This window comes from Pseudohoeflea suaedae (assembly GCF_004354915.1).
Taxonomy (GTDB): Bacteria; Pseudomonadota; Alphaproteobacteria; order Rhizobiales; family Rhizobiaceae; genus Pseudohoeflea; species Pseudohoeflea suaedae.
This window is the reverse complement of sequence record NZ_SMSI01000003.1, coordinates 257,687-282,236: the sequence shown is the minus strand read 5'-3', so window position 1 is coordinate 282,236 and position 24,550 is coordinate 257,687. Positions and strand designations below refer to the sequence as shown.

24 protein-coding genes are annotated in these 24,550 nt (G+C 61.8%); 9 read left to right on the top strand and 15 right to left on the bottom strand.

The window, feature by feature from the left end; genetic code table 11:
• Window positions 1-44: 44 nt before the first annotated feature.
• From E2A64_RS15020 to E2A64_RS15010, 3 genes are all read right to left on the bottom strand, one after another.
• On the bottom strand, window positions 45-1,010 hold the full coding sequence (locus E2A64_RS15020; RefSeq protein WP_133285312.1) for a zinc-dependent alcohol dehydrogenase family protein: 966 nt from the start codon (window positions 1,008-1,010) through the stop codon (window positions 45-47).
• Window positions 1,011-1,137: 127 nt separating this feature from the next.
• Entirely contained in the window at window positions 1,138-2,244 is a 1,107-nt protein-coding gene (locus tag E2A64_RS15015; RefSeq protein WP_133285311.1) for a TRAP transporter substrate-binding protein, read from the bottom strand.
• A gap of 267 nt (window positions 2,245-2,511) precedes the next feature.
• Window positions 2,512-3,618 (bottom strand): TRAP transporter substrate-binding protein, encoded by a 1,107-nt coding sequence (locus E2A64_RS15010; protein WP_133285310.1) that lies wholly within the window; start codon window positions 3,616-3,618, stop codon window positions 2,512-2,514.
• A 311-nt stretch (window positions 3,619-3,929) separates the two neighbouring features.
• Here E2A64_RS15010 and E2A64_RS15005 point away from each other — a divergent pair, with 311 nt between their 5' ends.
• Window positions 3,930-4,697 carry a gamma-glutamyl-gamma-aminobutyrate hydrolase family protein gene (locus E2A64_RS15005; protein ID WP_133285309.1) on the top strand — a complete coding sequence of 256 codons (768 nt, stop codon included), beginning with the start codon at window positions 3,930-3,932 and terminating at the stop codon, window positions 4,695-4,697.
• 15 nt (window positions 4,698-4,712) lie between these two features.
• Here the strand turns inward: E2A64_RS15005 and E2A64_RS15000 are convergent, their stop codons facing one another.
• The 3 genes from E2A64_RS15000 to E2A64_RS14990 all read right to left on the bottom strand — a co-directional run bounded on the left by E2A64_RS15000 (window position 4,713) and on the right by E2A64_RS14990 (window position 7,338).
• Complete coding sequence (locus E2A64_RS15000) at window positions 4,713-5,690, bottom strand: 2-hydroxyacid dehydrogenase (RefSeq protein ID WP_133285308.1); 978 nt, start codon at window positions 5,688-5,690, stop codon at window positions 4,713-4,715.
• On the bottom strand, window positions 5,683-6,714 hold the full coding sequence (locus E2A64_RS14995; RefSeq protein ID WP_133285307.1) for a LacI family DNA-binding transcriptional regulator: 1,032 nt from the start codon (window positions 6,712-6,714) through the stop codon (window positions 5,683-5,685). Before E2A64_RS14995 ends, E2A64_RS15000 begins: the two co-directional genes overlap by 8 nt.
• A gap of 108 nt (window positions 6,715-6,822) precedes the next feature.
• A complete protein-coding gene (locus tag E2A64_RS14990) occupies window positions 6,823-7,338 on the bottom strand; it encodes a MarR family winged helix-turn-helix transcriptional regulator (RefSeq protein WP_133285306.1) in 516 nt (171 codons plus the stop codon).
• A 152-nt stretch (window positions 7,339-7,490) separates the two neighbouring features.
• Between E2A64_RS14990 and E2A64_RS14985 the strand changes: the two genes are divergently transcribed.
• From E2A64_RS14985 to E2A64_RS14975, 3 genes are read left to right on the top strand one after another with little or no spacing between them, the layout of a single operon-like run.
• Window positions 7,491-8,582, top strand: a complete 1,092-nt coding sequence (locus tag E2A64_RS14985) for a CobW family GTP-binding protein (RefSeq protein WP_133285305.1) — start codon at window positions 7,491-7,493, stop codon at window positions 8,580-8,582.
• Between the two features lie 21 nt (window positions 8,583-8,603).
• Window positions 8,604-9,593: a WD40 repeat domain-containing protein gene (locus tag E2A64_RS14980; protein WP_133285304.1), complete on the top strand. Its 990-nt coding sequence runs from the start codon at window positions 8,604-8,606 to the stop codon at window positions 9,591-9,593.
• Entirely contained in the window at window positions 9,562-9,987 is a 426-nt protein-coding gene (locus E2A64_RS14975; protein WP_133285303.1) for a methyl-accepting chemotaxis protein, read from the top strand. Before E2A64_RS14980 ends, E2A64_RS14975 begins: the two co-directional genes overlap by 32 nt.
• A 37-nt stretch (window positions 9,988-10,024) precedes the next feature.
• On the opposite strand, the gene E2A64_RS14970 is transcribed toward E2A64_RS14975, so the two are convergent.
• On the bottom strand, window positions 10,025-11,104 hold the full coding sequence (locus tag E2A64_RS14970; protein WP_158285774.1) for a helix-turn-helix domain-containing protein: 1,080 nt from the start codon (window positions 11,102-11,104) through the stop codon (window positions 10,025-10,027).
• A 243-nt stretch (window positions 11,105-11,347) separates the two neighbouring features.
• Here E2A64_RS14970 and E2A64_RS14965 point away from each other — a divergent pair, with 243 nt between their 5' ends.
• Window positions 11,348-11,581, top strand: coding sequence for a hypothetical protein (locus E2A64_RS14965; protein ID WP_133285301.1), 234 nt, complete (start codon window positions 11,348-11,350; stop codon window positions 11,579-11,581).
• A 422-nt stretch (window positions 11,582-12,003) separates the two neighbouring features.
• On the opposite strand, the gene E2A64_RS14960 is transcribed toward E2A64_RS14965, so the two are convergent.
• Window positions 12,004-12,600, bottom strand: a complete 597-nt coding sequence (locus tag E2A64_RS14960; protein WP_428977492.1) for a GNAT family N-acetyltransferase — start codon at window positions 12,598-12,600, stop codon at window positions 12,004-12,006.
• Between the two features lie 69 nt (window positions 12,601-12,669).
• Window positions 12,670-13,803, bottom strand: a complete 1,134-nt coding sequence (gene odc2 / locus E2A64_RS14955; protein WP_133285299.1) for an ornithine/lysine decarboxylase — start codon at window positions 13,801-13,803, stop codon at window positions 12,670-12,672.
• A gap of 564 nt (window positions 13,804-14,367) precedes the next feature.
• Between odc2 and E2A64_RS14950 the strand changes: the two genes are divergently transcribed.
• The 3 genes from E2A64_RS14950 (at window position 14,368) to E2A64_RS14940 (ending at window position 17,092) form a co-directional block, all read left to right on the top strand.
• Complete coding sequence (locus E2A64_RS14950; protein ID WP_133285298.1) at window positions 14,368-15,267, top strand: LysR family transcriptional regulator; 900 nt, start codon at window positions 14,368-14,370, stop codon at window positions 15,265-15,267.
• Window positions 15,268-15,362: 95 nt separating this feature from the next.
• Window positions 15,363-16,028 carry a DUF1007 family protein gene (locus E2A64_RS14945; RefSeq protein WP_133285297.1) on the top strand — a complete coding sequence of 222 codons (666 nt, stop codon included), beginning with the start codon at window positions 15,363-15,365 and terminating at the stop codon, window positions 16,026-16,028.
• Entirely contained in the window at window positions 16,025-17,092 is a 1,068-nt protein-coding gene (locus tag E2A64_RS14940; protein WP_133285296.1) for a nickel/cobalt transporter, read from the top strand. The genes E2A64_RS14945 and E2A64_RS14940 overlap by 4 nt, the downstream gene beginning before the upstream one ends.
• Here E2A64_RS14940 and E2A64_RS14935 read toward each other — a convergent pair.
• Both E2A64_RS14935 and E2A64_RS14930 read right to left on the bottom strand, forming a co-directional pair.
• Window positions 17,089-17,301 (bottom strand): hypothetical protein, encoded by a 213-nt coding sequence (locus tag E2A64_RS14935; RefSeq protein WP_133285295.1) that lies wholly within the window; start codon window positions 17,299-17,301, stop codon window positions 17,089-17,091. The two genes, E2A64_RS14940 and E2A64_RS14935, sit on opposite strands and share 4 nt — an antisense overlap.
• 17 nt (window positions 17,302-17,318) lie before the next feature.
• Entirely contained in the window at window positions 17,319-18,002 is a 684-nt protein-coding gene (locus tag E2A64_RS14930; protein WP_133285294.1) for a GNAT family N-acetyltransferase, read from the bottom strand.
• Window positions 18,003-18,104: 102 nt separating this feature from the next.
• On the opposite strand from E2A64_RS14930, the gene E2A64_RS14925 reads away from it, so the two are divergent.
• Complete coding sequence (locus tag E2A64_RS14925) at window positions 18,105-19,286, top strand: pyridoxal phosphate-dependent aminotransferase (RefSeq protein ID WP_133285293.1); 1,182 nt, start codon at window positions 18,105-18,107, stop codon at window positions 19,284-19,286.
• Window positions 19,287-19,509: 223 nt separating this feature from the next.
• Here E2A64_RS14925 and E2A64_RS14920 read toward each other — a convergent pair whose 3' ends face one another.
• The 4 genes from E2A64_RS14920 to E2A64_RS14905 all read right to left on the bottom strand — a co-directional run bounded on the left by E2A64_RS14920 (window position 19,510) and on the right by E2A64_RS14905 (window position 24,547).
• Complete coding sequence (locus E2A64_RS14920; RefSeq protein WP_133285292.1) at window positions 19,510-21,126, bottom strand: TRAP transporter large permease; 1,617 nt, start codon at window positions 21,124-21,126, stop codon at window positions 19,510-19,512.
• A gap of 5 nt (window positions 21,127-21,131) precedes the next feature.
• Complete coding sequence (locus tag E2A64_RS14915) at window positions 21,132-21,812, bottom strand: TRAP transporter small permease (protein ID WP_133285291.1); 681 nt, start codon at window positions 21,810-21,812, stop codon at window positions 21,132-21,134.
• 111 nt (window positions 21,813-21,923) lie between these two features.
• Window positions 21,924-22,925 (bottom strand): DctP family TRAP transporter solute-binding subunit, encoded by a 1,002-nt coding sequence (locus E2A64_RS14910; RefSeq protein ID WP_133285290.1) that lies wholly within the window; start codon window positions 22,923-22,925, stop codon window positions 21,924-21,926.
• 257 nt (window positions 22,926-23,182) lie between these two features.
• Window positions 23,183-24,547, bottom strand: coding sequence for a sigma-54-dependent transcriptional regulator (locus E2A64_RS14905; RefSeq protein ID WP_194086919.1), 1,365 nt, complete (start codon window positions 24,545-24,547; stop codon window positions 23,183-23,185).
• Window positions 24,548-24,550 lie beyond the last annotated feature (3 nt).

Here is a 24,550-nt window from a genome sequence, read left to right as displayed (position 1 = left end):
TCAAAGCGAAAGGGGCCGGCGACGGCCCCTTTTTTGATCGGCGATCAGTCTGAGGTAAAATCGATCAAAGGCTTCGGGCCTCCCGGCCTCCCCGCTTCGGCGATCGCCGATCGCCACTCGGAGAGCGGATAGATGCGAACGTCCGGCAAGTCGGCATGCCGCAAGCGCGGCCATAGTTCAGCAAAGCCTGATTGCCACTCATCTGCCGAAAGTGCGGCAAGATGATCGCGCAGATGAAAGCGTTTGAATTGGGCCTTCATACCAGCTGGGGCGAGAACCGGTTGACCGCTCAACAGTCCGTAGCCGATGAAAGTTGCCCCCGCTCCCATTTGCGCGAGGATGCGTGTGGCCACAGATCCTCCCAAAGCATCAAAGGTCACATCTGCGGCCTTTGCTACCGCTTCGATCCGCGACTGATCCGACAGGTGGATAGGCTCGATCCCAAGTACCTTCAGCCCCTCGATCCGGCTCTCGGAGCGATAGACACCCTTGACGCTCGCGGCGCCCATCTCCAACGCCCAGCGACCGATGTAACTTGCACAGCTGGATCCCGCGCCTGTCAGCAAGACGTGCCGCCCGTGCACCGGCCATCTCTTGAGCATGATCAGCGCTGTAAAGGGGTTGATATAGGCCCGCGCGGCTACGTCGGCCAGAATGTCGTCAGGGACCGGAACGGCATATCGCGCCTCACAGTCAACCATCGTCTGCCATGTTCCCTCACCCCTCAGCGGCAGAACCCGCCGGCCGATCAAGACAGAACAATTCGCTTCCGCCGCAACCACACGACCGACACCCTCGTAACCGGCTATACCGGGAAGTGTTATTCGATGACGATAGGCACCACTGACCGGGATCAGGTCTGACGGGTTGACCGGAACCAGAGACATGGACACCCGCAGCCTGCCCTCCGCCAATTCCGGCATAGGGCGCTCGGCGAGACTGAGCACATCCAGCGGCGGGCCGAAACGGTCGTAGACGAAAGCGCGGCGTGTGAGGACAGGATCTCGCATGCTTCCCGCTATCGTCTCGGCCGCCTGCACACAACAGCAGGGAAGCCGCGCGGAGCACATGCGGCAAAGAAAAACCCCGGAGCGGTGACCGCCCCGGGGTTTTCGATTTCAGCCTGCGTTGACGCGATCAGAGATTGCCCGCGCGCTGCTGGAGCATCATGTAGGTGTCGAAAGTGTATTCCGAAAGCTGCTGCCAGAGATAGCCGTCCTTGGCGTAGGCGAGCTGCGATTCATAGACCTTCTTGAAGTTCGGGTTGGCTGCCGATTCCGCCTCGAAGACTTCGCGAGCCGCCTTGTAGCAGGCATCGAGAACTTCCTGGTTGAACGGACGCAGCACCGCGCCGTCGGCCACGAGCTGGCGAACCGCAACCGGGTTCTTCAAATCGTAATTGCCGAGGGTTTCGGCGTTGGACGCCGAGTTGGCGTCCGCGAGGATCGCCTGGTAGTGCTTCGGCAGGCCGTTGAACTTGTCGAGATTGATGAAGGTGTGCAGCGCTGCGCCACCTTCCCACCAGCCCGGGTAGTAGTAGAACTTGGCCACCTTGTTGAAGCCGAGCTTCTGATCGTCATAGGGACCGACCCACTCGGTGGCGTCGATCGTGCCCTTTTCGAGCGCCGGATAGATATCACCACCCGCAATCAGCTGCGGCGAGACGCCGAGCTTGGCGAGAATCTTGCCGGCGAAGCCACCGATACGCATCTTCAGGCCGTCAAGGTCCTGAACGGTATTGATTTCCTTGCGGAACCAGCCGCCCATCTGGGCGCCCGTATTGCCGCACGGGAAACCGTGAACGCCCTGCGTGTTGTAGAACTCGTTGAGCATGTCGGTGCCGCCACCGGCGGTGAACCATGCGTTCTGCATGCGGGCGTTCAGGGTGAACGGGGTCGCCGTGCCGAGCTGGAACGTGGTGTCCTTGCCCCAGAAGTAATAGGAGCAGGTGTGCGCCATTTCGACGGTTGCTTCGGAAACGGCATCGAGCGCCTGCAGGCCCGGGACGATCTCACCGGCAGCAAACACCTGGATGGTGAACTTGCCGTCGGTGGCTTCCTTCACGTGGTCTGCCATCTTTTCGGCCGCGCCGTAGATGGTGTCGAGCGACTTCGGAAACGACGACGTCAGGCGCCAGGTGATTTCCGGGCTTTCCTGTGCGATGGCCGGAGCCGCGAGCGTGGTCGCTGCGGCAGCACCTGCACCGGTCGCACCGGCCTTTTTGATGAATGAACGACGATCCATGAATCTCCTCCTTAGAAATCATCTGCTCGGCGCCCTCTCGAACTCTCTCGCGCCGGTCGTGGCGACCTAATCAGTTAGGAGCGGAGCTTTCAAGGCAAAAGCGCAGGGATCTCGCCTAAAAGTTTATTGATATCAAAATGTTAAAGATCGTTTATGATTCAGTAAAGATTGACTCTATACTAGAGCGCCATTATGACATTGATAAGAACAAGGGACGGAAACTTGTTCCGGCCCTTGTATTTATACGTATACCCGAAGCTGCAGGCGTCAGAGCTTGCCCGCGCGCTGCAGCAGCATCATGTAGGTGTCGAAGGTGTATTCCGACAACTGCTGCCACAGATAGGCTTCCTTGGCGAAGGCCAGCTGGGAGTCGTAGATCTTCTTGAACATCTCGTTCTCGGCGCTGGTTTCCGCAAAAACCTCGAGGGCCTTCTCATGACATGCATCGAGAACCGTCTGGTTGAACGGACGCAGCACGGCGCCGTCGGCAACCAGCTGCTTGAGCGCGCCCGGGTTCTTCACGTCGTAACGTGCCAACATGGACGCATTGGCGAAATATGACGCATCGGTAAGTATGGCCTGATAGTGCTTCGGCAGACCGTTGAACTTCTCGAGATTGGTGAAGCTGTGCAGCGCTGCACCGCCTTCCCACCAGCCCGGATAGTAGTAGTACTTGGCGACCTTGTTGAAGCCGAGCTTCTGGTCGTCATAGGGGCCGACCCACTCGGTCGCGTCGATCGTGCCCTTCTCGAGCGCCGGGTAGATGTCGCCGCCCGCGATCTGCTGCGGCGCCACGCCAAGCTTGGCGAGGATCTTGCCCGCGAAGCCGCCGATGCGCATCTTCAGGCCGTCAAGGTCCTCGACCGTGTTGATCTCCTTGCGGAACCAGCCGCCCATCTGGGCGCCGGTGTTACCACAGGGAATGCCGTGAACGCCCTGGGAGTGATAGAACTCGTTGAGCATGTCCGTGCCGCCGCCCTCGATGAACCAGGCATTCTGCATACGGGCGTTCAGCGTGAACGGGGTCGCGGTTCCAAGCTGGAAGGTCGCGTCCTTGCCCCAGTAGTAATAGGAAGCGGTATGGCACATCTCGACGGTGCCGTCGGTGGCCGCATCGACTGCCTGCAGGCCGGGAACGATTTCCCCCGCCGCGAAGACCTGGATTTCGAAGGCGCCGTCGGTGGCAGCCTTCACGCGCTCGGCCATCGTCTCGGCCGCGCCGTAGATCGTGTCGAGAGACTTCGGGAACGATGACGTCAGGCGCCATGTAATTTTAGGGTTTTCTTGTGCAATGGCCGGAGCGGCCAAAGTAGTGGCGACAGCAGCGCCCGCACCGGCTGTACCGGCTTTCTTGATAAAAGAACGACGATCCAAAACAAACCTCCCTAGTAAGAATTACCTACACTGCAATTGGGCCCTCCCAGACCATGTATTCATGCAGCACGACTTGAGCTAACCATGATGTTTTGCGCCTTTCAAGCGCGCCCCATTGGTTTTCGCGTCAATTGGTCAACTTTTCTTGCCAGCTTCGGACCAATGTATGAGTCATCGGCATTCCCTCCGTTTTGCGGGATGGAAAACAGAGCGGAACTGCTCTAATTTCGGGCAAAATCCCGCCTTGGACGAAAACGCCCCGGGCGCGCCTTGCCGCCGGCAGACGCCTCAGAATGAATACAGGAACGCACATGGAAAACGGTATCGTCGTCATTCCGGCCGACATCAGGGAATTCGATGGCTATGTCTGGCATGCTTCCCCCACGCAATATGTGAACGCGGCGATCAAGGGCTCTCATGTCCAGCCGCTGATCGTTCCCGCCTTGGAGAGCGGTTTCGATGCGGATCGCGTGCTCGACCGGGTGGACGGCGTGCTCGTCAGCGGCTCGCGCACCAATGTGCATCCGAGCCTATACGGCGCCGAGGCGACGGAGAGCCACGGCCCCTTCGACCCGGCCCGTGATGCCACCAGCATGCCGCTGATCATCCGGGCGATCGAGCGCGGCATTCCGTTGCTGGCCATCTGCCGCGGCATCCAGGAACTCAACGTCGCCCTGGGCGGAACCCTCGCCACCGAAATTCAGGACCTGCCCGGTCGTATGGACCACCGGAAACCGGAAGATCCGGACCGGGACAAGGCATTCGCTATCCGCCACTCGATCAATGTGAGGAAGAACGGCTGCCTCTCGGCCATCCTCGGCAGCCAGGAGCCACGGGTGAACTCGCTTCACCGGCAGGCGATCTCGGATCTCGCCCCCCGCCTCGCCGTCGAGGCCGAGGCCGAAGACGGCACGGTGGAAGCGGTGAGCGTCATCGACGCCCCCGGCTTTGCCGTCGGCGTCCAGTGGCACCCGGAATACTGGGTGGGATCGGATGAGATATCCGACCGCATCTTCGCCGCCTTCGGTGAAGCCGTCAGCGCCTACCGCACGAGCGCCACCCGGCAGGCTGCGGAATAGCTCCCGACGGCAATTTCAGTCGTCGTGATTGAGCGAGCGGGCTTCCGACACCGGCGTCAGAGCCGGATTGCCGGAAAGCCAGGCCGCCAGATTGTCGACGACGAGATTGGCCATCTTGTTGCGGGTGTCGATCGAGGCGGACGCCACATGCGGTAGTACGCAGACATTCGGCAGATCGAGCAGTGCCTGCGGCACGTTCGGCTCGTCCGCGAAGACGTCCAGACCGGCAGCGGCGATCTTTCCAGACGACAGAGCTTCGATCATGGCCTCCTCATCGACCGTCGAGCCGCGCCCGACATTGATGAACACCCCATTGGGGCCGAGCGCCTCGAAGACCTCGGCGTTGACCACCTTTTCGGTCCCCTCGCCTCCCGGCACGACGCAGATCAGCAGATCCACCGCATCGGCGAGTTCGACGAGGCTTTCCTCGTAGCGATAGGGAAAGCTGATGTCCTGACGCTTGGAGCGATTGTGATAGCGGATCGGGATATCGAAGCCGTCGAGCCGCCGCGCGATTGCCAGACCGATGCGACCGAGACCGAAGATGCCCGCGGTCCGGCCGCGAAGCGTCAGCGAGGTAAGCGGGTAATTGCCCTGGCTCGCCCATTTGCCCACGCGCAGATACGCCTCGGCCTTGGGAAATTCCCGCAGCGTGTTGAGAATGAGCGCGATCGTGGTGTCCGCCACCTCGTCGGTCAGCACATCCGGCGTGTTGGTGACCATGACGTTGCGGAGCGCCGCGTGAACCGCGTCGATGCCGTCATATCCGACGCCGAAGTTGGAAATGATCGACAGGTTCTCGAACGCATTGATGAATGCCGCGTCGATCACTGTCATCGAGGCGATCGCACGGACCTCCGAACGCCTGTGTTCGGGTACCAGCGAGGCATCCGCCCGCTCGATTTCAAGACAGTCGAATTCCGCTTTGACGCGCTCGCGTACGCGGTCGTTGATCTTGCCCGGTATCAAGACGAGAGGCTTGGGATTATCCATTCTCGGAAACCTTCTTCAGTGGCGCTGTCGATTGCCGTATACGCATCTCGGGCTTCACCAGATGAAGACCGTCAGCGGCGCTCGATCCGTTGAGCTTGTCGAGGAGCGCGCGCGCCGCCGAGCGGCCCACATCGGCCTGCCCGTTGTAAACCGTCGTCAAGGCGGGCGTCGCGATGGCCGCTTCCTCGAGGTCGTCATACCCCGTAACCGAGATATCGACCCCGACGGTCAGGCCGGCGCGCGAAATGCCGTTCATCAACCCGATGGCGACGAGATCGTTCCAGCAGACCGCCGCCGTGGGCTTTTGCGGCATGGACAGGAAGTTGACCGCCGCCTCGAACCCACCCTGCTTGGTGCGGGGCCCCGGAATGCGCAGGCCCGGATCGACCTCGATCCCGGCCTTCTTCAGGGCGTCCACATAGCCCTTGTAGCGCTCGCGGCCCGTCGACGTCTGATCGGTCCCGCCGACCATCGCGATGTTGCGGTGCCCGAGGCTGATCAGATGATTGGTGGCGAGCGCGATACCGTACGCATCGTCGCCGCGGAAGGTAGGCACGTCTGCTCCGGCCACCTGGCGGGCGATCAGGATCGCAGGCATGCCGTTGTCCTCGGCCAGCTTGATGTCGTTGACCGGCGTTCCGATCGCCGGCGACATGATCACGCCGTCGCCGCCGAGCTGCAGCAGCGTCTCGATGAAATTGCGCTGCTTTTCGACCGAATCGTAGTGGTTGGAGAGAATGAAGGTCTGACGGCTGCGGTCGAGTTCGGATTCGATGGCGCGCAGGATTTCCGCATAGAACGGGTTCATGATGTCGTGCACCACGACACCGATGATACCCGAGCGCGACGTGCGAAGGCTGGCGGCCCGGCGATTGTAGATGTAGCCGAGCTCGATCGCCTTTTCCTTGATCCGCTCGCGGGTGGAATCCGCCACCAGCGGGCTGTCACGCAGCGCCAGCGATACGGTTGCCGTCGACAGGCCGAGTTCTTCGGCAATCGTCGAGAGTTTTACTTTCTGGGCCAAATGATCGACGTCTCCCCCGTCTCCGGTCCGCCCGACCGGAATTCAACTGCTTAAACACATCTAAAAGTTTGAAACCGGGGTGGCAACGCCGCAATTCCCATTAGCTCATCATTCGCCTGCATCGACGGCATCGTCAGCTGCCGGTTCGGCCTCCGCCTTCTGCTTGGTGCCGGGTGCCGCGAAATTGGTTTCCACCGCTTCGAGCAAGGCCATCAGCTGCTTTATCTCCTTGTTCTTGAAGCCCGCGAGCGCCTGTTTCTCCGTCGCCTTCTGGGCCTTGGAGATCGCCTTGATCTTGTCGCGGCCGAGATCCGTGAGATAGACGAGCGACTGGCGGCGGTCGTCGGACGAATTCTGCCTGTGCACCAGCCCTTGCGCCGCGAGCCGCGAGATCGAGCGGGTGATCGTCGGCGCCTTCACGCCAAGCTCGGTGGCAATCGCGCCGGGTGTCAGACCGTCCTGACGGTCGAGCACCAGCATCAAGCCGTCCTGGCCCGCGTAAAGCCCGATATCGAGGAGATTGCGGCTCAGCAGCGTCCGCGAGGAACGTGCCACCTGATTGACCGCGGCAAGCAGTTCGCCGCTTGGCCTGACCTTGCCCTTGTTCTTTTTCTTCCCCGCCATTCTCGACCTTTCATACTCGATACCTGCAACAAGCCACCCGCGAACGCGGCCATCGGGGGACGAAAGCAATTCATCTTCCCCGCGAGGTGGCGAAAGCTCGTGCGACCTATTATATGAGACGGACGAAAGTTCCCATACAATCGAGGCATCCAATGAGCGAAGCGCCCGCATCCGTTCCAGTAACAGTGTTGACCGGCTATCTCGGCGCCGGCAAGACCACGCTGCTCAACCGTATTCTCTCCGAGGCCCACGGTAAACGCTATGCCGTCATCGTCAACGAGTTCGGCGAAATCGGCATCGACAATGACCTGATCGTGGAATCCGACGAGGAAATCTACGAGATGAACAATGGTTGCGTCTGCTGCACCGTGCGCGGCGATCTGGTCCGGGTCGTCGAAAGCCTGATGCGCAGGCCTGGCCGCTTCGATGCCATTGTGGTCGAAACCACGGGCCTGGCCGATCCGGCCCCGGTCGCCCAGACCTTCTTCATGGACGAGGAAGTGCGCGCCAAGACCAGGCTCGATGCCGTCGTGGCCCTCGTCGACGCCCGTCACCTGCCGCAGCGCCTGAAGGACAGCCGCGAGGCCGAGGACCAGATCGCATTCGCCGACGTCATCGTTCTCAACAAGACCGATCTCGTCAACGACGAAGAGCTGAACCAGGTGGAGGCGACGGTTCGCGCCATCAATCCGTCGGCCCGCATCCATCGCACGTCACGTGCCGAGGTCCCCCTCGATGCCGTGCTCGACCGGGGCGCCTTCGACCTGTCGCGGGCGCTCGAGAACGACCCGCATTTCCTCGATCACGATCATCCGGACCATGTCTGCGGCCCGAACTGCGACCATGACCACGACCATGACCACCATCATCACGGTCATGACCACCATCATCACGACCATGATCACGATCACCACCACCATCACCATGACGCCCCGTCGGCGATCCATGATGTGACCGTGAAGTCGATCAGCCTGCGTGGCGGACCGATGGACCCGAAGAAGTTCTTTCCGTGGGTCAACAAGATCACCCAGATGGACGGTCCGAACATTCTGCGCCTCAAGGGCATCATCGCCTTCGAGGGCGATGCCGACCGCTACGTCATCCAGGGCGTGCACATGATCGTCGAGGGCGACCACCAGCGCGCCTGGCGCGACGACGAGAAGCGTGAAAGCCGCCTCGTCTTCATCGGCCGCGATCTCGATGCCGAAAAGCTCGAACGCACCTTCAAGGCCTGCGAAGCCTGACGCTCTGACACGGATACCGTAATGCCCACTGTTGCGCCCCTCGATCTCGACGGTCACTGCCTTGCCGCCGTCTTCCTCGGAGACATCCCGCTTTTCGGCCTCGCTTCGGGCGAGGTCGTGCGGCTCGATCACGGCACCCAACGCCATGAGCTGCATGACGGGCTTCTCTGCACGGCAAAAGGCCTCGACGGACGCTCCCTGGTCACAGGCGGGGAAGACGGCAAGGTTCTGCAGATTTCCGCTGACGGGACGATTGCGGAAATCCGCGGCGCGGCCCGCAAATGGGTCAATGCGGTCGCCTGCGGTCCGCAGGGCGCAATTGCCTGGGCGGAAGGCAGGACCGCGCATGTCCGGACCGCCGATGGCAACACGCGCGAATTCTCCGAGCAGCGCACGATCGAAGGCATCGCCTTCGCTCCCAAGGGATTGCGCGTCGCCTTCGCGCGCTACAACGGCGTGTCTCTCGGCTTCGTGGCCGGTACCGCCGCACCGCTGGATCTCGAATGGAAGGGCGCGCACCAGGACGTCGCGTTCAGTCCCGATGGACGCTTCATCGTGACCACGATGCAGGAAAACGCACTTCACGGCTGGCGGATCGACACCAAGCCCAACCAGGAATTCAAACATATGCGGATGACGGGCTATCCGGCCAAGATCCGCTCGACCTCGTGGTCGAGAAAGGGTGCCTGGCTGGTGACCTCGGGCGCGCCATCGGCCATTGCCTGGCCTTTTCAGGGCAAGGACGGCCCCATGGGCAAGGCGCCGAAAGAGCTCGGACTGCGGGGCGATACGATGGTGACCTGCGTCGCATGCCACCCGATCGAGGATATGGTCGCCATCGGTTATGCGGACGGCATGGTGCTCGCCGTACGCCTGGAGGATTCCAGGGAAGCGCTCCTGCGACGCCCGGGCAAGGGCGCTATCACCGCAATGGACTGGAACGCAGCAGGCCGCATGCTCGCCTTCGGCTCCGACCAGGGTGAATGCGGGGTCATCGACATCGCGGCCTGACCGGCCACACCGCAGGCGTCTGCCACCGGAACATTTTGGCACGAGCAGCAAGACGCTCATCACCACCTCGACATCGGAAGTGGAGAACGGGGTCGGCCTCGTTCGCTCTACCGGCGATGCCCTCGAGGACATCGAAATGAAGGTGATCCAGGTCAACGAACTGGTCGAGACCATCGCCACAGCCGCCCGCGAACAGGCGACCGGCCTGCAGGAAGTCAATTCCGCCATCAACCAGATGGATCAGATGACCCGGCAGAATGCGGCAATGGCCGAGGAAACAGCCGCGACGGGCTCCATGCTCGCAGGCGAGGCCAGCAATCTTCAGGGCCAGCTGTCCCGCCTTCGTCTGGCGCCCCGGGACCATCGGACGGTGCAAACGCGCAGCGCGGCCTGATCCGAACCGCATACACTCGACGTGTTGCACGGCGAGCCTATGCCGGGCTCGCCCCGCTTATCGCATCCGCCAGGGCCTGCTCGCGATATTCCGACGGACTGATGCCGACCCTCTCGCGGAAGGCGCGGTTGAAGGGCGCCAGCGACGCGTAGCCGAGATTGAAGGCGTGGGTGACGATCTGCTCTCGCGCCATATCGGGATCGGCAAGACGCCGCTTGGCTTCCTCGATCCGGTAATCATTCATGAACGCCGCGAAGTTGCGATATCCGAGGCCCTTGTTGATCAGCCGGCGCAACCGGTGTTCCGGAATATTGAGAAGATCGCCCAGGCCGCCGATGGTCAGGCCCGGCTCCAGGTAAAGACCGCCATCGACCGCCTTGACCACCCTGTCGAGTTCGATCCGGTCGGCCGATGTCAGTTCCGCCTCCTGCGCCACCCGCGGCTCGCCCGGCTCGGGACGGACGAGCAACTGCTTTTTCGCGCTCGTCATCCAGAAACCGAAACCTATGGCCATCATGAAATACACCGCCGAATAGACGGTGCAGAGGATCGCCTCTACCTGCCCCTCGCGCTCGAACATCGTCGTCAGGAACACGATGAGTGAGAATGGCGGCACCGAGAAGGTGAGCGCACGGCGGAAAGTGCGCCGTTCCCTGACGAGATCGGAGGCCTCGTCATCCAGCGCCCAGCGGATGAGGACGAAGAAAAGCCCGGCATCATAGGCGACAAGCAGACCGCGGAAGATCGCGCTTCCGGTTCCGTCAAGCAATCCGGCACCGAGCGTCAGCGGCACGGCAAATAGCACGGGAATGAAGCAGCCGCCGCCCCACACGAACCGGTCGTCGAACAGCGCCTTGACGAAGATGAAGAGCGCGATGAAGTGGATCTGCTGAAGCGCCATGAAGGTGAGGTCGGACAGATCGAGATCGACGACCGCCGGCGAGACGTTGATGACCGCTTCCACGATACCCGAGAGGCAGAAGGCGAGCCCGGCGACAATCACCGGCCCCTTGCCGAGACGGAAGAGGAGATGGGCCACCAGGAGAAGCAGGATCGCAACCGTCCCTCCCCTGAGCGCGATATCGGCCAGGCCGAGCCAGCCAGCTTGCTCGATCATTCGAACCATCCTCGAAACTTGTGCCGACGAGATAGCGATTACTGGCCGCCATTTCCAATCGAAACCGAAAAAGGCCCATCGATTCCGTAAAAAATGCCGTCAATTCCAAAACTGACGAGAGAGCGGACCCGGCTTTTCCTACATCGGCGTCATCGAAGTTCACGAACCGCCCCACGGGACGGATCACCTGACCGGAAGGCCGATAGCGGCCGAAGGCCAGCACGCAAAGGAAAGGCAAGTCAGATGAAAAACATTATCGCCGCCATGATCGCCACTCTCACGATCGCCACCGCCGCAGCTCCCGCGGTTGCCGCTGAAACCAAGGCTCCTGCCACCGCCGCATGCGAACAGGTCGCCAAGGGTCAGACCGCCGATGTGGACTGCACCGTGACGAACACCATCGCCCGCGACCCGGCCGACCAGGGCAGCGCGTATCCGTCCGCGCCGACCAGCATCGGCGGCGGCGTCTGGCTCTGATCGATGAACGACCAAATCGGCTCGGACAGTCGGTATGCGAGATGGCATGAAAACGCCGGAGCGTGCCCCCCAAAGGCCGCTCCGGCGTTATGATATCGGACTACCGGGCAAGCCCTGATAGCCGATACACTCCGACCGAAGCAGAAGCACCTTCGTCCTCCATCGACCAACACCGCGCCGCCGCCCAGAGGCGCGGCATCAGGTGGTCCGGACGATGATGGCAACCGGCCACGACCGAATGCAAGGAACATAACGCGAGGCAGCGTCGATTGTTCCGCCTCGCCACGCAACAAGAACGTTTATTCGTCTGAGTTATTACAGCCAGGACGCGAAACAAGCTGTAACGAAAGGCTCAAGAGGCGCCGGGCGGTCAGTCCCCTTGACCATCCCCCTCACTGTGGAGTGCCCGGCGCCTCCGGATGTCAGGCAGCCCGGCGAAAATCCCGGCGTTCCAACACCCGCCGTCCAGTGGCCACGAGCACACCCGCCGCACCCGCCAGATGATTGTCGACGAGCTCGAGCGCCAGAAAGCGCGATCTGTCGACCGGGCCGGGCATGGCCAGGGCGCCGGCTGGACCGGACGAGAAACCGAAACGTTCGTAATAGGGCGCGTCGCCGACGAGCAGGATTGCTCCGTGACCAAGATCACGCGCCCTTGCGATCGCCGCGCGCATCAATCGCGAGCCGATCCCCATTCCCTCGGCAGACGCATCGACGGCCAGCGGACCGAGAAGCAGGGCCGGAATGGCCTTGCCGTCCGCATCAACGCCCGCCGCGATGTTCCAGAGCCGAACGGTACCCACGAGCTTGCCCTCGCCATCGACGGCGGACAGGGCGAGACCTTCGGCGGGCCGCCGGCTGCGGCGCAGCTTCTCCGACGATTTCAGGCGCCGCTTCGGGCCCATCTGGCGGTCGAGAAGCATTTCACGGGCGACCACGTGCTCCGCGGTCTCCACGGTGATTTCAAAGGCGGAAGCCGGGGCAAGCACGCAGCGATCTGCAACGAAGACGGTCATCAAACCCTCCACGAGACGGAATTTCAGGATAAGGAGATGGCCGGCCCGGATCAGTCTCCAGGCCGGAAGACGTCAGATGACGTATGACTTCAGCGGATCGAACCCGTTGAACGCCACCGCCGAATAGGTGGTGGTGTAGGCGCCGGTGCCTTCGATCAGGATCTCGTCACCGATGGTCAGCGAAACCGGCATCGGATACGGGGTCTTCTCGTACAGCACGTCTGCGGAATCGCAGGTCGGGCCGGCCAGCACGCAGGGCTCCGTTTCATCGCCGTCACGCGGGGTGAGGATCGAGTAGCGGATCGCCTCGTCCATGGTTTCGGCCAGGCCGCCGAACTTGCCGATATCGAGATAGACCCAGCGGACGTCGTCATTGTCGGACTTGCGCGAGGTCAGCACGACTTCAGCCTTGATCACGCCCGCATTGCCGACCATGCCGCGGCCCGGCTCGATGATGGTTTCCGGGATATTGTTGCCGAAGTGGTTGCGAAGAGCGGCAAAGATCGCCTGGCCATAGGCCTGCGCGGTCGGGATGTCCTTGAGGTAACGGGTCGGAAAACCGCCGCCCATGTTGACCATCTTGAGCACGATGCCCTGCTTTTCGAGCTTGTCGAACACGCGCTTGGCGTCCGCTAGCGCTGCATCCCATGCGTCGAGCTTGGTCATCTGCGAGCCGACATGGAAGGACACGCCGTGCGAGACGAGACCGAGCTGGTGAGCGTAGACGAGAACGTCCACGGCCATTGCCGGAACACAGCCGAATTTGCGCGACAGCGGCCATTCGGCGCCTTCACCGTCGGTCAGCACGCGGCAGAACACACGAGTGCCGGGAGCGGCACGGGCGATCTTCTCGACTTCCTCGTGGCTGTCGACGGCAAAAAGGTTCACACCGAGCGCGAAGGCACGCGCGATGTCGCGCTCCTTCTTGATGGTGTTGCCGTAGGAGATGCGCGAAGCCGACGCGCCGGCCTTCAGGGCCATTTCGATTTCGGCCACCGAGGCGCAATCGAAATTCGAACCCAGGCCTGCGAGAAGGCGCAGGATTTCCGGAGCCGGGTTGGCCTTGACGGCATAATAGATCGAGCTGTCGGGCAGCGCCTGGCGGAAAGACTGGAAATTGTCACGGACGACATCGAGGTCCACCACGACGCAGGGACCATCGGGACGTCGGGTGCGAAGGAATTCGAGAATACGTGCGGTCGTCATCGGTTTTCTCCGTTCCGCCCTGTCTTGAGGGCACTTGAAGACAGTGCACCATGCAGCCACGCCTTCTCCCGGCCTTTGGATCGACCGCGAAACGGATTGTGGACGCTGGATGCGTCGATAAACCAGCGCTCGACGAGCGATGGTTCGGCTCTGTCTGCCTTGGTTTGGAGGGAGATCCCGACCGCACTTCCGGCAATGAAGGTGTGCCTCTTCAGTAACCCCGGCTGTTGGAAAGCCGGCAGACACCAGAAAGGCCCGCACCGTCGTTGCTTCAAGATGTCCTCGCTTGTCCGGTTGGCCGGAAAACGACTGGAGGGGTTAGTTCCAGGTACCTTACCGTGACCTCGCCATTTCGAGGACCGGCGGACACCCACAGGCACGTGCGACTTTGGGCAGCCCGGAAATATGTTTATTCGCCCTGTGAATCAAGAGATTTTTTGGATCGGGGCGGAAAAAATCATATGTTGAACGACAGTCGATTTGCGTTCACAAAACACGAACTCTATCGCAGCGTTTCGCGACCTCATCTCGCTAGCCGCCGTAACGGCGAAGGACACCGCCCCCATGGATAGCCTCACCCGAATCCGTGCCTTTATCGATGTCGTTGAAGCCGAAGGATTTTCAGCCGCCGCCCGCAAGGCGGGCCGCTCCAAGGCACTGTTGTCGAAATATGTGCGTGAACTCGAGGATGAACTCGGCTCGCTGCTTCTCAACCGCACCACCCGGCAGTTTTCACTGACCGAGACGGGCCGGACCTACTATCGCAGCGCCAGCGAGATCCTCCGCCAGATCGACGATCTGGCCGACCAGGTGCGCGAATCGTCTTCCCATGTGAAAGGCAATGTCAGGGTCACCGCGCCGCGCACATTCGCCGACGCGGCGGTCGGCCAGTCGCTCATCGACTTCTCGCTCGCCTATCCGGATATCACGCTGGAAATCGTGCTCGACGACCGCATGGTGGATCTCGTCGACGAAGGGTTCGATCTCGGCATCCGCATCACCCGGCTTCAGGACAGCGGCATGATCGCCCGCAAGCTCGCGCCCTTCTCGATAATGCCGGTTGCCTCACCCGATTTTCTGAAAAAGCACGGACCGATCCGCAACCCCAACGACCTGACCAAGGTGCCCTGCCTCGTCGACACCAACAACCGTTCGAAGAACAACTGGAGGTTCCAGACGTCCGATGGCGACCTGATCAGCGTCGCGGTGAAGGGACGGCTCGAGGTCAACAGCCCGCTGTCGACCATGCGCGCCGCCGAATCCGGCCTCGGTGTCGCCCTTCTGCCGGACTTCATCGCACAGGAGAGGATCGAGACGGGCACGCTCATGCCCATCCTGGCGAACTGGATTCCGACCGACGCGGGCATCTATGCCATCTACCCGGAGCGGCGTTACCTGCCGGCCAAGGTCCGCACCCTGGTCGACTTCCTCTCGCAATGGTTCAAGGACAACCGCGGCGCCTGAGAGCTGCAACGAAACGAAACGAATTTTTTCTTGCCGAATTTCAGTCCATATTGGGTGACAAGAGAAAACCCATATTCGGCCACACGGGACAGGTCATGACACCAACTGCCAGGACATTTGCGCTGCGCGCTTGCACTGCGGCTGCCTTCCTCGCGATCTGCACGCCCTCCGCCTCGGCACATCCGCACATTTTTGCCGATGCCCGCCTCGAGATCGAGACGGACGCCAAAGGCAATATCGCCGAACTGCGCAATGTCTGGCGCTTCGACGAGGTCTTCTCCTCGAGCGTGGTGATGGATTTCGACACAAACAAGAATGCGACGATGGACCCCGACGAGTTGCATCGCGTTGCCCAGGTGGTCACGGAATCGCTGGCCGATTTCAATTATTTCGTAAGCCTCACCGACAATGGCAAGGACATCAAGGTCGCCCCGCCAAAGGCCATGGTCGCCAATTACGACGACGGCCAGCTGCTGCTGATTTTCGCGGTGGAGCCGGCACAGACCGTCAAGCTCGGAGGCATGGTGAAGGTGGGTATTTACGATCCCACCATGTATACGGCGATCGATTTCATGAATGATGGCGATCTCGTCGTCACCGGCCCCGATGCTGCGAAATGCGGGACGCAGGTCGTGCGGCCGGACCCGGACGAAGTGCTCGAGCAGAACCAGGCGTCGCTGACCGAGGCCTTCTTCAACGACCCGGCGGGAACCGATCTCTCCAAGCTGTTCGCCACCCGTATCGAATTGGACTGCAAATGATGCGCAAATGCGTGGCTGCCTTCGCGGCCGCTTTTGTTCTCTTTCTTCTCGCCGCAAACTTCGCCCACGCCCAATCGCCGCTCGGTATCGGCGCCGCCGAGCCGTCGGTCATGCCGTCGGGTCTCGGCTGGCAGTTTCTGGCCTTCGTCAACGAGAAGCAGCAGGAATTCTACAGGTTGTTGACCGGTGCGCTCAAGGCGATGCGCGAGGACCCAGCCAAGCTTTCCCTTCTCGTCGGGCTCTCTTTTGCCTACGGCATTTTTCATGCCGCCGGCCCCGGTCACGGCAAGGCGGTGATCTCGTCCTACATGATCGCCAACGAGGTGGCGCTGCGCCGCGGCGTCCTGCTGTCCTTCATGTCGTCCTTCGCGCAAGGCATCACGGCCATCGCCGTGGTCGGCGCGGCTTACCTGCTCCTGCGCGGCACCACCATCTCGATGACCGACGCCACCCATTACATGGAGCTCGCGAGCTATCTCCTGATCGCCCTCTTCGGCGCCTGGCTCCTGTGGCGAAAGCTCGGCGCCCGCTTCTTCCCCAGGCTTGCGACCGCTCATTCGCATGGGCACTCGGATGCTCATGCGCACAGCCCCGACCATCATCACGGCCATCATCATGATCATCATGCGCATGATCACGGCCACGATCATCACGGGCACAATCACGGGCACGACCATCACCATCACGCGGGCGAGGTCTGCGCCACCTGCGGCCATTCGCACGCCCCCGATCCGGCGATGATCTCGGGCAAGGACTTCTCGGCACGCGAAGCCTGGTCCGCCGTCATGGCTGTCGGCCTGCGGCCCTGTTCCGGTTCGCTCCTGGTATTGTCGTTCTCGCTGTTGAACGGCCTTCTGCTGGGTGGCGTGCTCTCCGTCTTCGCCATCTCCCTCGGCACCGCGATCACCGTTTCCGCACTTGCCGTCATGGCCGTTCTCGCCAAGGACGCGGCGCTGAAATTCGCCGGCGACAAGCGCGCCGATACCGTCGGCTTCATCATCGAGATCGCCGGCGCCAGCCTTGTGCTGTTTCTGGGCGCGGTCCTGTTTCTCGCAGCGCTTTAGCGCTGTTCGCCGCCCTGCTTCGCCTTGTAGCGGGCGCGCAGCCAGAAGACGGCGAAGAACGCGCCCACCGCGATCAGTCCGAGCGCGACGGCAAGCCAGGGCGACACCTCGCCCGCGGCGAGCATGATGTTCGGCATGAAGACAAAGAGCAGGAACGTACCCGCCAGGATGAGACCTGCGGCAATGGCCGCCGAGCGATCTTTGGACATGATGTCTTCCTTGTCGTTCAACCGGCGCCCTGCGACGCGCGGATGGCCTCCAGACGCTCGATCTGGCGTCCTTCGGCATCGAAATTCGCCGGCGCAAGCCAGTCTTCGAAAGCCGTTTTCAGTGACGGCCATTCGCCGTCGATGATCGAATACCACGCCGTGTCCCGATTTGCGCCCTTCGAGACGAGATGCTGGCGAAAAATTCCCTCGAATGTGAAACCCAGCCGTTCGGCGGTGCGCTTGGAGGCCGCGTTCTCGTTGTGGCACTTCCACTCGTAGCGGCGATAGCCGAGATCTTCGAAGACGTGCCTTGCCAGGAGATAGTGCACTTCGGTCGAGATCGGCGAGCGCTGCATGAGGGGTGAATGGGCGACGGAACCGACCTCGACGACACCGTTCGCAGGATCCGGCCGCATGTAGGACGCCATGCCGAGGATGTTGCCCGTTCGCCGCCCGCGGATGACATTGACCACCGCGCCGCCCTTCTGGAAGCCGACAATCCACTCGCCCATCTGATCCGCGTTCTCGTAGGGACCGTTGGGAAAGTAACGCAGAAGTTCGTTGCTGGCGCTACCACCGAGCGCGTCCCAGAGCGCGTTCAGATGGACGCCGCACCTGTAGGGCTCGATCATTGCGTAACGTCCGGTCAAGGCGACCGGTGCGGGCGCTGGTCGCGCTTGCCAGTTTGACAGATCCGACATTGGGTATTCCCGATTTGAATTTTGCGGGCGGATAGGACATGAATCCGCGCAAAATCACAACACCGCCGGATCATCATTCCGGCATCGGGAGGAACTGGACCAATGATCGCACCCGTCGCCGCCTTCGACCGCATGGGCGAGGAAAATGCCTTCGCCGTTCTCGCCCGGGCCACCGCGCTCGCTTCCGCGGGTCGCGACATCATCAATCTCGGCATCGGCCAACCGGACTTCAAGACGCCCCAACACGTGGTCGAAGCCGCGGTGAAGGCGTTGCGCGACGGACATCACGGCTATACGTACGCCAACGGCATCGTCGAGGTGCGCGAGGCGGTTTGCCGCCGGACAAGAGACATGACGGGTCAGGAGGTTTCTCCGGACCGGGTGATGATCACGCCGGGTGGCAAGCCGGCCATGTATGCCGCGATCATGATGCTGGGCGAACCCGGTGCGGAAATTCTCTATCCTGATCCGGGCTTCCCGATCTATCGCTCGATGATCGACTTCACCGGCGCGAAGGCCATTCCCGTGCCGCTGCGAGAGGATAACGACTTCGCGTTCTCCGCAGAGGAAACGCTGTCGCTCATCACCGACAGGACGAAACTGCTCATCCTCAATTCACCGTCCAATCCGACGGGCGGGGTGACCCCGCGTGCCGAGATCGAGAAGCTGGTGCACGGCCTCGCCGCCTGGCCTGACCTGGCGATCCTGTCGGACGAGATCTATGACGTCATGACCTATGACGGAGAGAAGCACGTCTCGCTGCTGGAGTTTCCCGACATCCGCGACCGGCTGATCGTTCTCAACGGCTGGTCCAAGACCTGGGCCATGACGGGATGGCGCCTCGGCTGGTCGATCTGGCCGGACGGGCTTTATGACGGCGTTCGCAAGCTCGCGGTCAATTCATGGTCTTGCGTCAACGCGCCCGCGCAATGGGCGGGCGTCGCCGCCATCGACGGGCCGCAGGACCAGGTTCATGAGATGCTCGCGGCCTTCGACCGCCGTCGCAAGCTCGTGGCGGAACTTGCAAACGGTCTCGACAATGTCACCTGCCGCACACCGAAGGGCGCCTTCTATGCCTTCCCCAACATCAAGGCGACGGGCTGGCGCTCCAAGCCGCTCGCGAAGGCGCTGCTGGAAGACGCGGGCGTAGCTCTCATCGGCGGACCCGATTTCGGCGGATATGGCGAGGGCTACATGCGGGTGTCCTGCGCAAGTTCGGATGACAGCATCCGCGCCGCCTTCGAGCGGATCGGCACTTTCCTCGCCGACAACAGGCCGGAATAGCCGTCATACGACCAGGACGATCCGGTGCGCAAAAAAAGGGCGGCTCTTGCCGCCCTCAAGGATCATGCCGCTTGGGAGGAGTGGAATGGCATGTGCGGATTATGATGCGCCGCAAGCGTTAACGCGGTGTTAACGATTTGGCCGCCGATCCTGACCTGTCCCATTCCGGGTCTGCCAACAGGCCAAAATTGGCCTGTCGGCGTTTCCATCCTGAACTCTCCTGCTATCGCGATGTGGTCAATTCGGGCCCCATCAGGCTGTAGGGAAGCCAGGTCGACATCACCGGAACATAGGTGACCAGGATCAGGAACAGGAACAGCACCGCCACGAACGGCATGGCTGCCTTGACCACCCGCACCAGGCTCATGCCCGTGATCCCGGAGGTCACGAACAGATTGAGCCCGATGGGCGGCGTGATCATTCCGATCTCCATGTTCACCACCATGATGATACCCAGATGGACCGGATCGACGCCGAGTTCCATCGCGATCGGGAACACCACCGGCGCGACGATCAGCAGGAGACCGGAAGGCTCCATGAACTGGCCGCCGATCAGAAGCAGGACGTTGACTGCGATCAGGAAGGTGAACCAGTTGAAGCCGTAGCCGAGCATCAGTTCGGTGATCGCATCGGGAATGCGCTCGGACGTCAGCACATGGGCGAACAGGAGCGCGTTGACGATGATGAACATCAGCATGACGGTGGTCTTCGACGCGTCCACCAGCACCTTGCGGGTATCCTCGTTGAAGAAGGCGGCAAATGAATTCCGCCCCATCAGCGACAGGTTGCGCCCCCAGATCGGAAGCCCGGCAAGAAGCGCTCCGGGAATTCCGGCCACGCTGTTGCCGCGCCAGCCCGCGTAGGCCAGTCCGAGCGCGACCGCCAGGATACCGCCGAGCTGCGCCCGGCCGGCCAGCGTGATGCCTTCCCAGTCGGACGTGGCGAAGAAGGACAGGATCATCCAGACGAAGAAGAAGGCGAGCGCATAGACGGTTGCCGAGAAGCCGATACGCGCAGGTTTCCCGTCATCCTCCGAAACCCAGGCTATTCCTGTCATCGGCCCCATGTCGCGATAGATGAAGACCGCCACGAAGAAGGAATATACCGCGGCCACCGCGGCGGCTTCCGTCGGCGTGAAGACGCCGCCATAGATGCCGCCGATGATGATGACGATGAGGAACAGGCCCCACCCCGATTCCTTGCCGCCGGCGATGATCTCGCCAAAGCCCTTCCAGGGTTCGGCCGGCAGGTTCTTCCAGCGCGCGACGATGTAGATCGCGATCATCAGCATCAGGCCGGCGACGATGCCCGGTATGACGCCGGCAAGAAACAGGCGCCCGACGGAAACGTCCGTCGCGGCCGCATAGACGACCATGACGATCGATGGCGGAATGAGAATGCCGAGCGTCCCGGCATTGGCGATGATGCCTGCGGCGAACTCCTTGGAGTAGCCGACCTGCCGCATGCCCGCGATGGCAATGGTGCCGATCGCGACCACGGTCGCGGGCGACGAGCCGGACAGCGCGGCAAACAGCATGCAGGCGAGCACGCTCGCCATCGCCAGACCGCCACGGAAATGCCCGACCGCCGAGATGGCAAAGCGGATGATGCGCTTGGCCACGCCACCGGTCGACATGAAGGCCGACGCCAGCACGAAGAAGGGAATGGCGAGCAGCGTATAGTTCTGCGACGCGGTAAACAGCTGGATAGCGACCGATGACATCGAATCCGCCGAGAAGAACGCGATGATCAGGATCGATGACAGGCCGAGCGAAATCGCGACGGGGACGCCGAGAAACAGAAAGCCGATGACGAAGATAAAGAGAATGATGGGTTCCATGTCGCTCAATCCTTCAGCACGTCACGGTTTTCGGCAACGAGCTCTTCGGCTTCGTGCCCGGCGATCACCATTTCGCGTTCGCCGCGCCAGATCGCGATCATCGCCTGGATGGCGCGGAAGGCGAAAAGGCCGAGCCCGATCGGAAGGATGAGATAGGCGATCCAGCGCTGGACGCGCTCCTTCAGCCCGAACGTGTCCTGCATCCAGTCGGGATAGCGCAGATCGTCGAGCCCGATTCCGACCTTGAACATGGTCTGCCAGTAGGTCATCGCGCCGCCTTTGGTGTCGGCGCCGAAAACAGCGAGCCAGCCGGAAGACAGAAGGATGATCGCGTAGAGAAGACAGCAGAACGCCCCGAAGATCGCGAAAAACTTGAACAGTTTCTGCGGAAACAGCCTGAGCAGCGCATCCACCCCGAGATGCATGCCCGTCTTCAGCCCGTAGCTCATGCCGAACAGGATCATCCAGGCAAACAGGATGCGGGTGAATTCGAGAGCGCCGCCCCAGCCGCTGTTGAACCCGTAGCGCGCGATGACCTGGGAAAACGAGACGAGCGTGATCAGCGCCAGAAGCGTTGCCAGCACATTTTCCTCAAACCGCGTGACACCTTCGGGCCAGCGCCGTTCGGCCAGAAAGAAAATCCCGATGATGACGAGAATACCCACATAGGGCCAATACGCGGCCATGACGTTCCCCTTTTTCACGTTCCCCGCGGGCGCAAGGTGACGTTACGCCCCGCAAATCGAAGAACCGCGCCCGGACAACCCGGACGCGGCATCTTGTTTCGGATGATGTATTTACGAGCCGTTGGAGGCTGCCGCGGCGTCGATCAGGTCCTTGCCGATGTCGCCTTCGAACTGGGCCCAGACCGGCTTCATCGTATCGACCCACTGCTTGCGCTGTTCCGCAGACAGCTCGCGGATGGTGCCGCCGGCGTCGATGATGTTCTGACGGTTCTTGGCTTCCGTCTCGGCAACCGCCGCATTTGCTTCCTTGGTCACTTCGTCAACGATGGAGACGAACTGCGTGCGGATGTCCTCATCCAGACCGTTGAGCCATTCCGTCGAGGTCACGAGCAGATAGGCGAGAAGCTGGTGGTTGGTTTCGGTGACGCCGTCCTGCACCTCGAAGAACTTCTGCGTGTAGATGTTCGACCAGGTGTTTTCCTGGCCGTCCACGACGCCTGTCTGCAGCGCACCATAGACTTCCTTGAAGGCGAGCTTCTGGGCCGATGCGCCCATCGCCTCGATCATGGCGACTGCCACGTCGGACGTCTGGACGCGGAACTTCAGGCCGTTGGCATCGGACGGAACGAGCAGCGGCTTGTTGGCCGAGAACTGCTTGAGACCCGACGACCAGTAGCCCAGGCCGGTGTAACCCACATCTTCCATCACGGTGAGCAGGCCACGGCCTTCGTCCGAATTGATGAACGTGTCCACGGCCTGCAGGCTCGAGAACAGGAACGGCAGATCGAAGAGGCGATATTTCAGCGTGTAGGCCTCGAACTTCGACAGCGACGGAGCCGCCAGCTGAACGTCGCCGATCAGCAACGCTTCAAGCACCTTGTCGTCATCGAAGAGTGTCGAGTTCGGGAAGACCTCCATGCAGGCCTTGCCGTCCATTTCCTTGTTCACCCGCTCTGCCAGCATTGTGGCGGCATCGCCCTTGGGGTGGCCGGTGGCGGCAACCACGTGGCTGAACTTGATGACCATTTCGCCATCGTCGCACTGGGCATGGGCCTGCTGTGCGCCAAGGGTGAGAGCTGCAGCCGATACGGCGCCGAGAAGAAGCTTTTTCATTGTTCTGTCCTCCACAGCCGGACGGGATGTCCGGTTTTCGATATTCGAGCGGCACACAGGGGAGAACATGCGCAGGGCGCCGCGTGACATGCGGCCCCGCGAGACGGCCTCCCACCATCGCGCCTGGCCCAGCATTGCAAAGCCCATGCCATATTGGCAAATCGCGGAATTTATCGGGGTTTGCACCGGCGAACCGGGCAAATCAGGCGGAACGTGGGAAGGAGTCCACCCATCGACCGGTCTTCATGGGTAGAAATCTACACATCGGACGCGGCGTCCGTGGAGATATCGAGCCGCCTTATCTTGTCGTAGAGACCCTTGCGTGAAATCCCCAACGCCTCGTAGGTCGGCTTCAACGAACCGCCGTTGCGCGAGAGTTCGGCGATGATCACCGAGCGTTCGAACGCGTCGACCCGCTCACCGAGATTGCCGGAACCGCCCGATACCGACTGGCCCCTTACTTCGAATCCCTGCCACATGCCGAGAACGAAACGATCGGCGACGTTGCGGAGTTCTCGCACATTGCCGGGCCAGTCATGCGCCATCAGCCCGGCTTCAAGCGCCGGCGTCACCTCCGGGATCTCGCGACGGTAACGCGCTCGCGCTTCCCGCGCCATCTGGAAGAACAGCAGCGGAATATCGTCCTTGCGCTCGCGCAATGCCGGGATCGCCAGCGTGATCACATTCAGCCTGTAATAGAGGTCGCTCCGAAATTTCGCCGGATCGGCGGAAAGATCGGATTTCGTCGCGGCAACGAAACGCACGTCGAGCGGCACCTGCTTGTTCGACCCCAGCCGCTCGATGGCTCGCCCCTCGATCGCCCGCAGGAGCTTGGCCTGAAGATCGAGCGGCATGGATTCGATCTCGTCGAGAAACACTGTTCCGCCATTGGCATGCTCGAGCTTGCCGATCCGCAGTTTCTGCGCACCCGTGAAGGCTCCCGCCTCGTGGCCGAAGAGCTCGCTTTCGAAGATCTCGGCCGGCACTGCCGCACAGTTGATGGCAACGAAATTGCCGCGCGACCGCGGCCCGAAATCATGAAGCGCCCGGGCCACCACTTCCTTGCCGGTGCCGGTTTCGCCGGTGATCAGCACATCCGCATCCGTATCGGCCAGCGCCGAAATCTGCGCGCGCAGATGCTGGATGGCCGGATTGCGCCCGACCAGCCGGGAGGAGAGATCGTCGGCGCCTTCGAGCGCATTGCGCAGCACCCGGTTCTCGAGCACCAGCCGGCGCTTCTCGATGGCACGTTCGACCACGGAGAAGAGCCTGTTGGCCGGAAACGGCTTTTCGATGAAATCATAGGCCCCGGCGCGCATCGCCTCGACCGCCATTTGCACGTCGCCATGTCCGGTAATCAGGATCACAGGCATGGTGGGATCGATGGCGAGCACGCGCTTGAGTATCTCCAGCCCGTCCTGCCCCGGCATGCGGATATCGCAGACGATGACGCCGTAGAGTTCGCGCAGCGGCAGGTCCGGGATTTCGGCCGCATCGTTGTGGGCAACGACAGTCAGCCCCTCGAGTTCAAGAGACTGGGTGAGCGCATGCCGGAGATCCGCGTCGTCGTCGACGAGATGAACGACCCGGTCCTCGTTGCTCAGTGTCTTGCCGTCAGCCAATCG

Excerpts from the sequence above, each read along its gene's own strand:
- E2A64_RS14990 (WP_133285306.1), bottom strand. The coding sequence starts at position 7,338 with ATGGCGGGGAAGAAAAAGAACAAGGGCAAGGTCAGGCCAAGCGGCGAA.
- E2A64_RS14965 (WP_133285301.1), top strand. The coding sequence starts at position 11,348 with ATGAAAAACATTATCGCCGCCATGATCGCCACTCTCACGATCGCCACC.
- E2A64_RS14945 (WP_133285297.1), top strand. The coding sequence starts at position 15,363 with ATGACACCAACTGCCAGGACATTTGCGCTGCGCGCTTGCACTGCGGCT.
- E2A64_RS15005 (WP_133285309.1), top strand. The coding sequence starts at position 3,930 with ATGGAAAACGGTATCGTCGTCATTCCGGCCGACATCAGGGAATTCGAT.
- E2A64_RS14950 (WP_133285298.1), top strand. The coding sequence starts at position 14,368 with ATGGATAGCCTCACCCGAATCCGTGCCTTTATCGATGTCGTTGAAGCC.
- E2A64_RS14980 (WP_133285304.1), top strand. The coding sequence starts at position 8,604 with ATGCCCACTGTTGCGCCCCTCGATCTCGACGGTCACTGCCTTGCCGCC.
- odc2 (WP_133285299.1), bottom strand. The coding sequence starts at position 13,803 with ATGACGACCGCACGTATTCTCGAATTCCTTCGCACCCGACGTCCCGAT.
- E2A64_RS14970 (WP_158285774.1), bottom strand. The coding sequence starts at position 11,104 with ATGATCGAGCAAGCTGGCTGGCTCGGCCTGGCCGATATCGCGCTCAGG.
- E2A64_RS15000 (WP_133285308.1), bottom strand. The coding sequence starts at position 5,690 with ATGGATAATCCCAAGCCTCTCGTCTTGATACCGGGCAAGATCAACGAC.
- E2A64_RS14910 (WP_133285290.1), bottom strand. The coding sequence starts at position 22,925 with ATGAAAAAGCTTCTTCTCGGCGCCGTATCGGCTGCAGCTCTCACCCTT.
- E2A64_RS14940 (WP_133285296.1), top strand. The coding sequence starts at position 16,025 with ATGATGCGCAAATGCGTGGCTGCCTTCGCGGCCGCTTTTGTTCTCTTT.
- E2A64_RS14925 (WP_133285293.1), top strand. The coding sequence starts at position 18,105 with ATGATCGCACCCGTCGCCGCCTTCGACCGCATGGGCGAGGAAAATGCC.
- E2A64_RS14930 (WP_133285294.1), bottom strand. The coding sequence starts at position 18,002 with ATGTCGGATCTGTCAAACTGGCAAGCGCGACCAGCGCCCGCACCGGTC.
- E2A64_RS14915 (WP_133285291.1), bottom strand. The coding sequence starts at position 21,812 with ATGGCCGCGTATTGGCCCTATGTGGGTATTCTCGTCATCATCGGGATT.
- E2A64_RS14920 (WP_133285292.1), bottom strand. The coding sequence starts at position 21,126 with ATGGAACCCATCATTCTCTTTATCTTCGTCATCGGCTTTCTGTTTCTC.
- E2A64_RS14985 (WP_133285305.1), top strand. The coding sequence starts at position 7,491 with ATGAGCGAAGCGCCCGCATCCGTTCCAGTAACAGTGTTGACCGGCTAT.
- E2A64_RS15020 (WP_133285312.1), bottom strand. The coding sequence starts at position 1,010 with ATGCGAGATCCTGTCCTCACACGCCGCGCTTTCGTCTACGACCGTTTC.
- E2A64_RS15015 (WP_133285311.1), bottom strand. The coding sequence starts at position 2,244 with ATGGATCGTCGTTCATTCATCAAAAAGGCCGGTGCGACCGGTGCAGGT.
- E2A64_RS14935 (WP_133285295.1), bottom strand. The coding sequence starts at position 17,301 with ATGTCCAAAGATCGCTCGGCGGCCATTGCCGCAGGTCTCATCCTGGCG.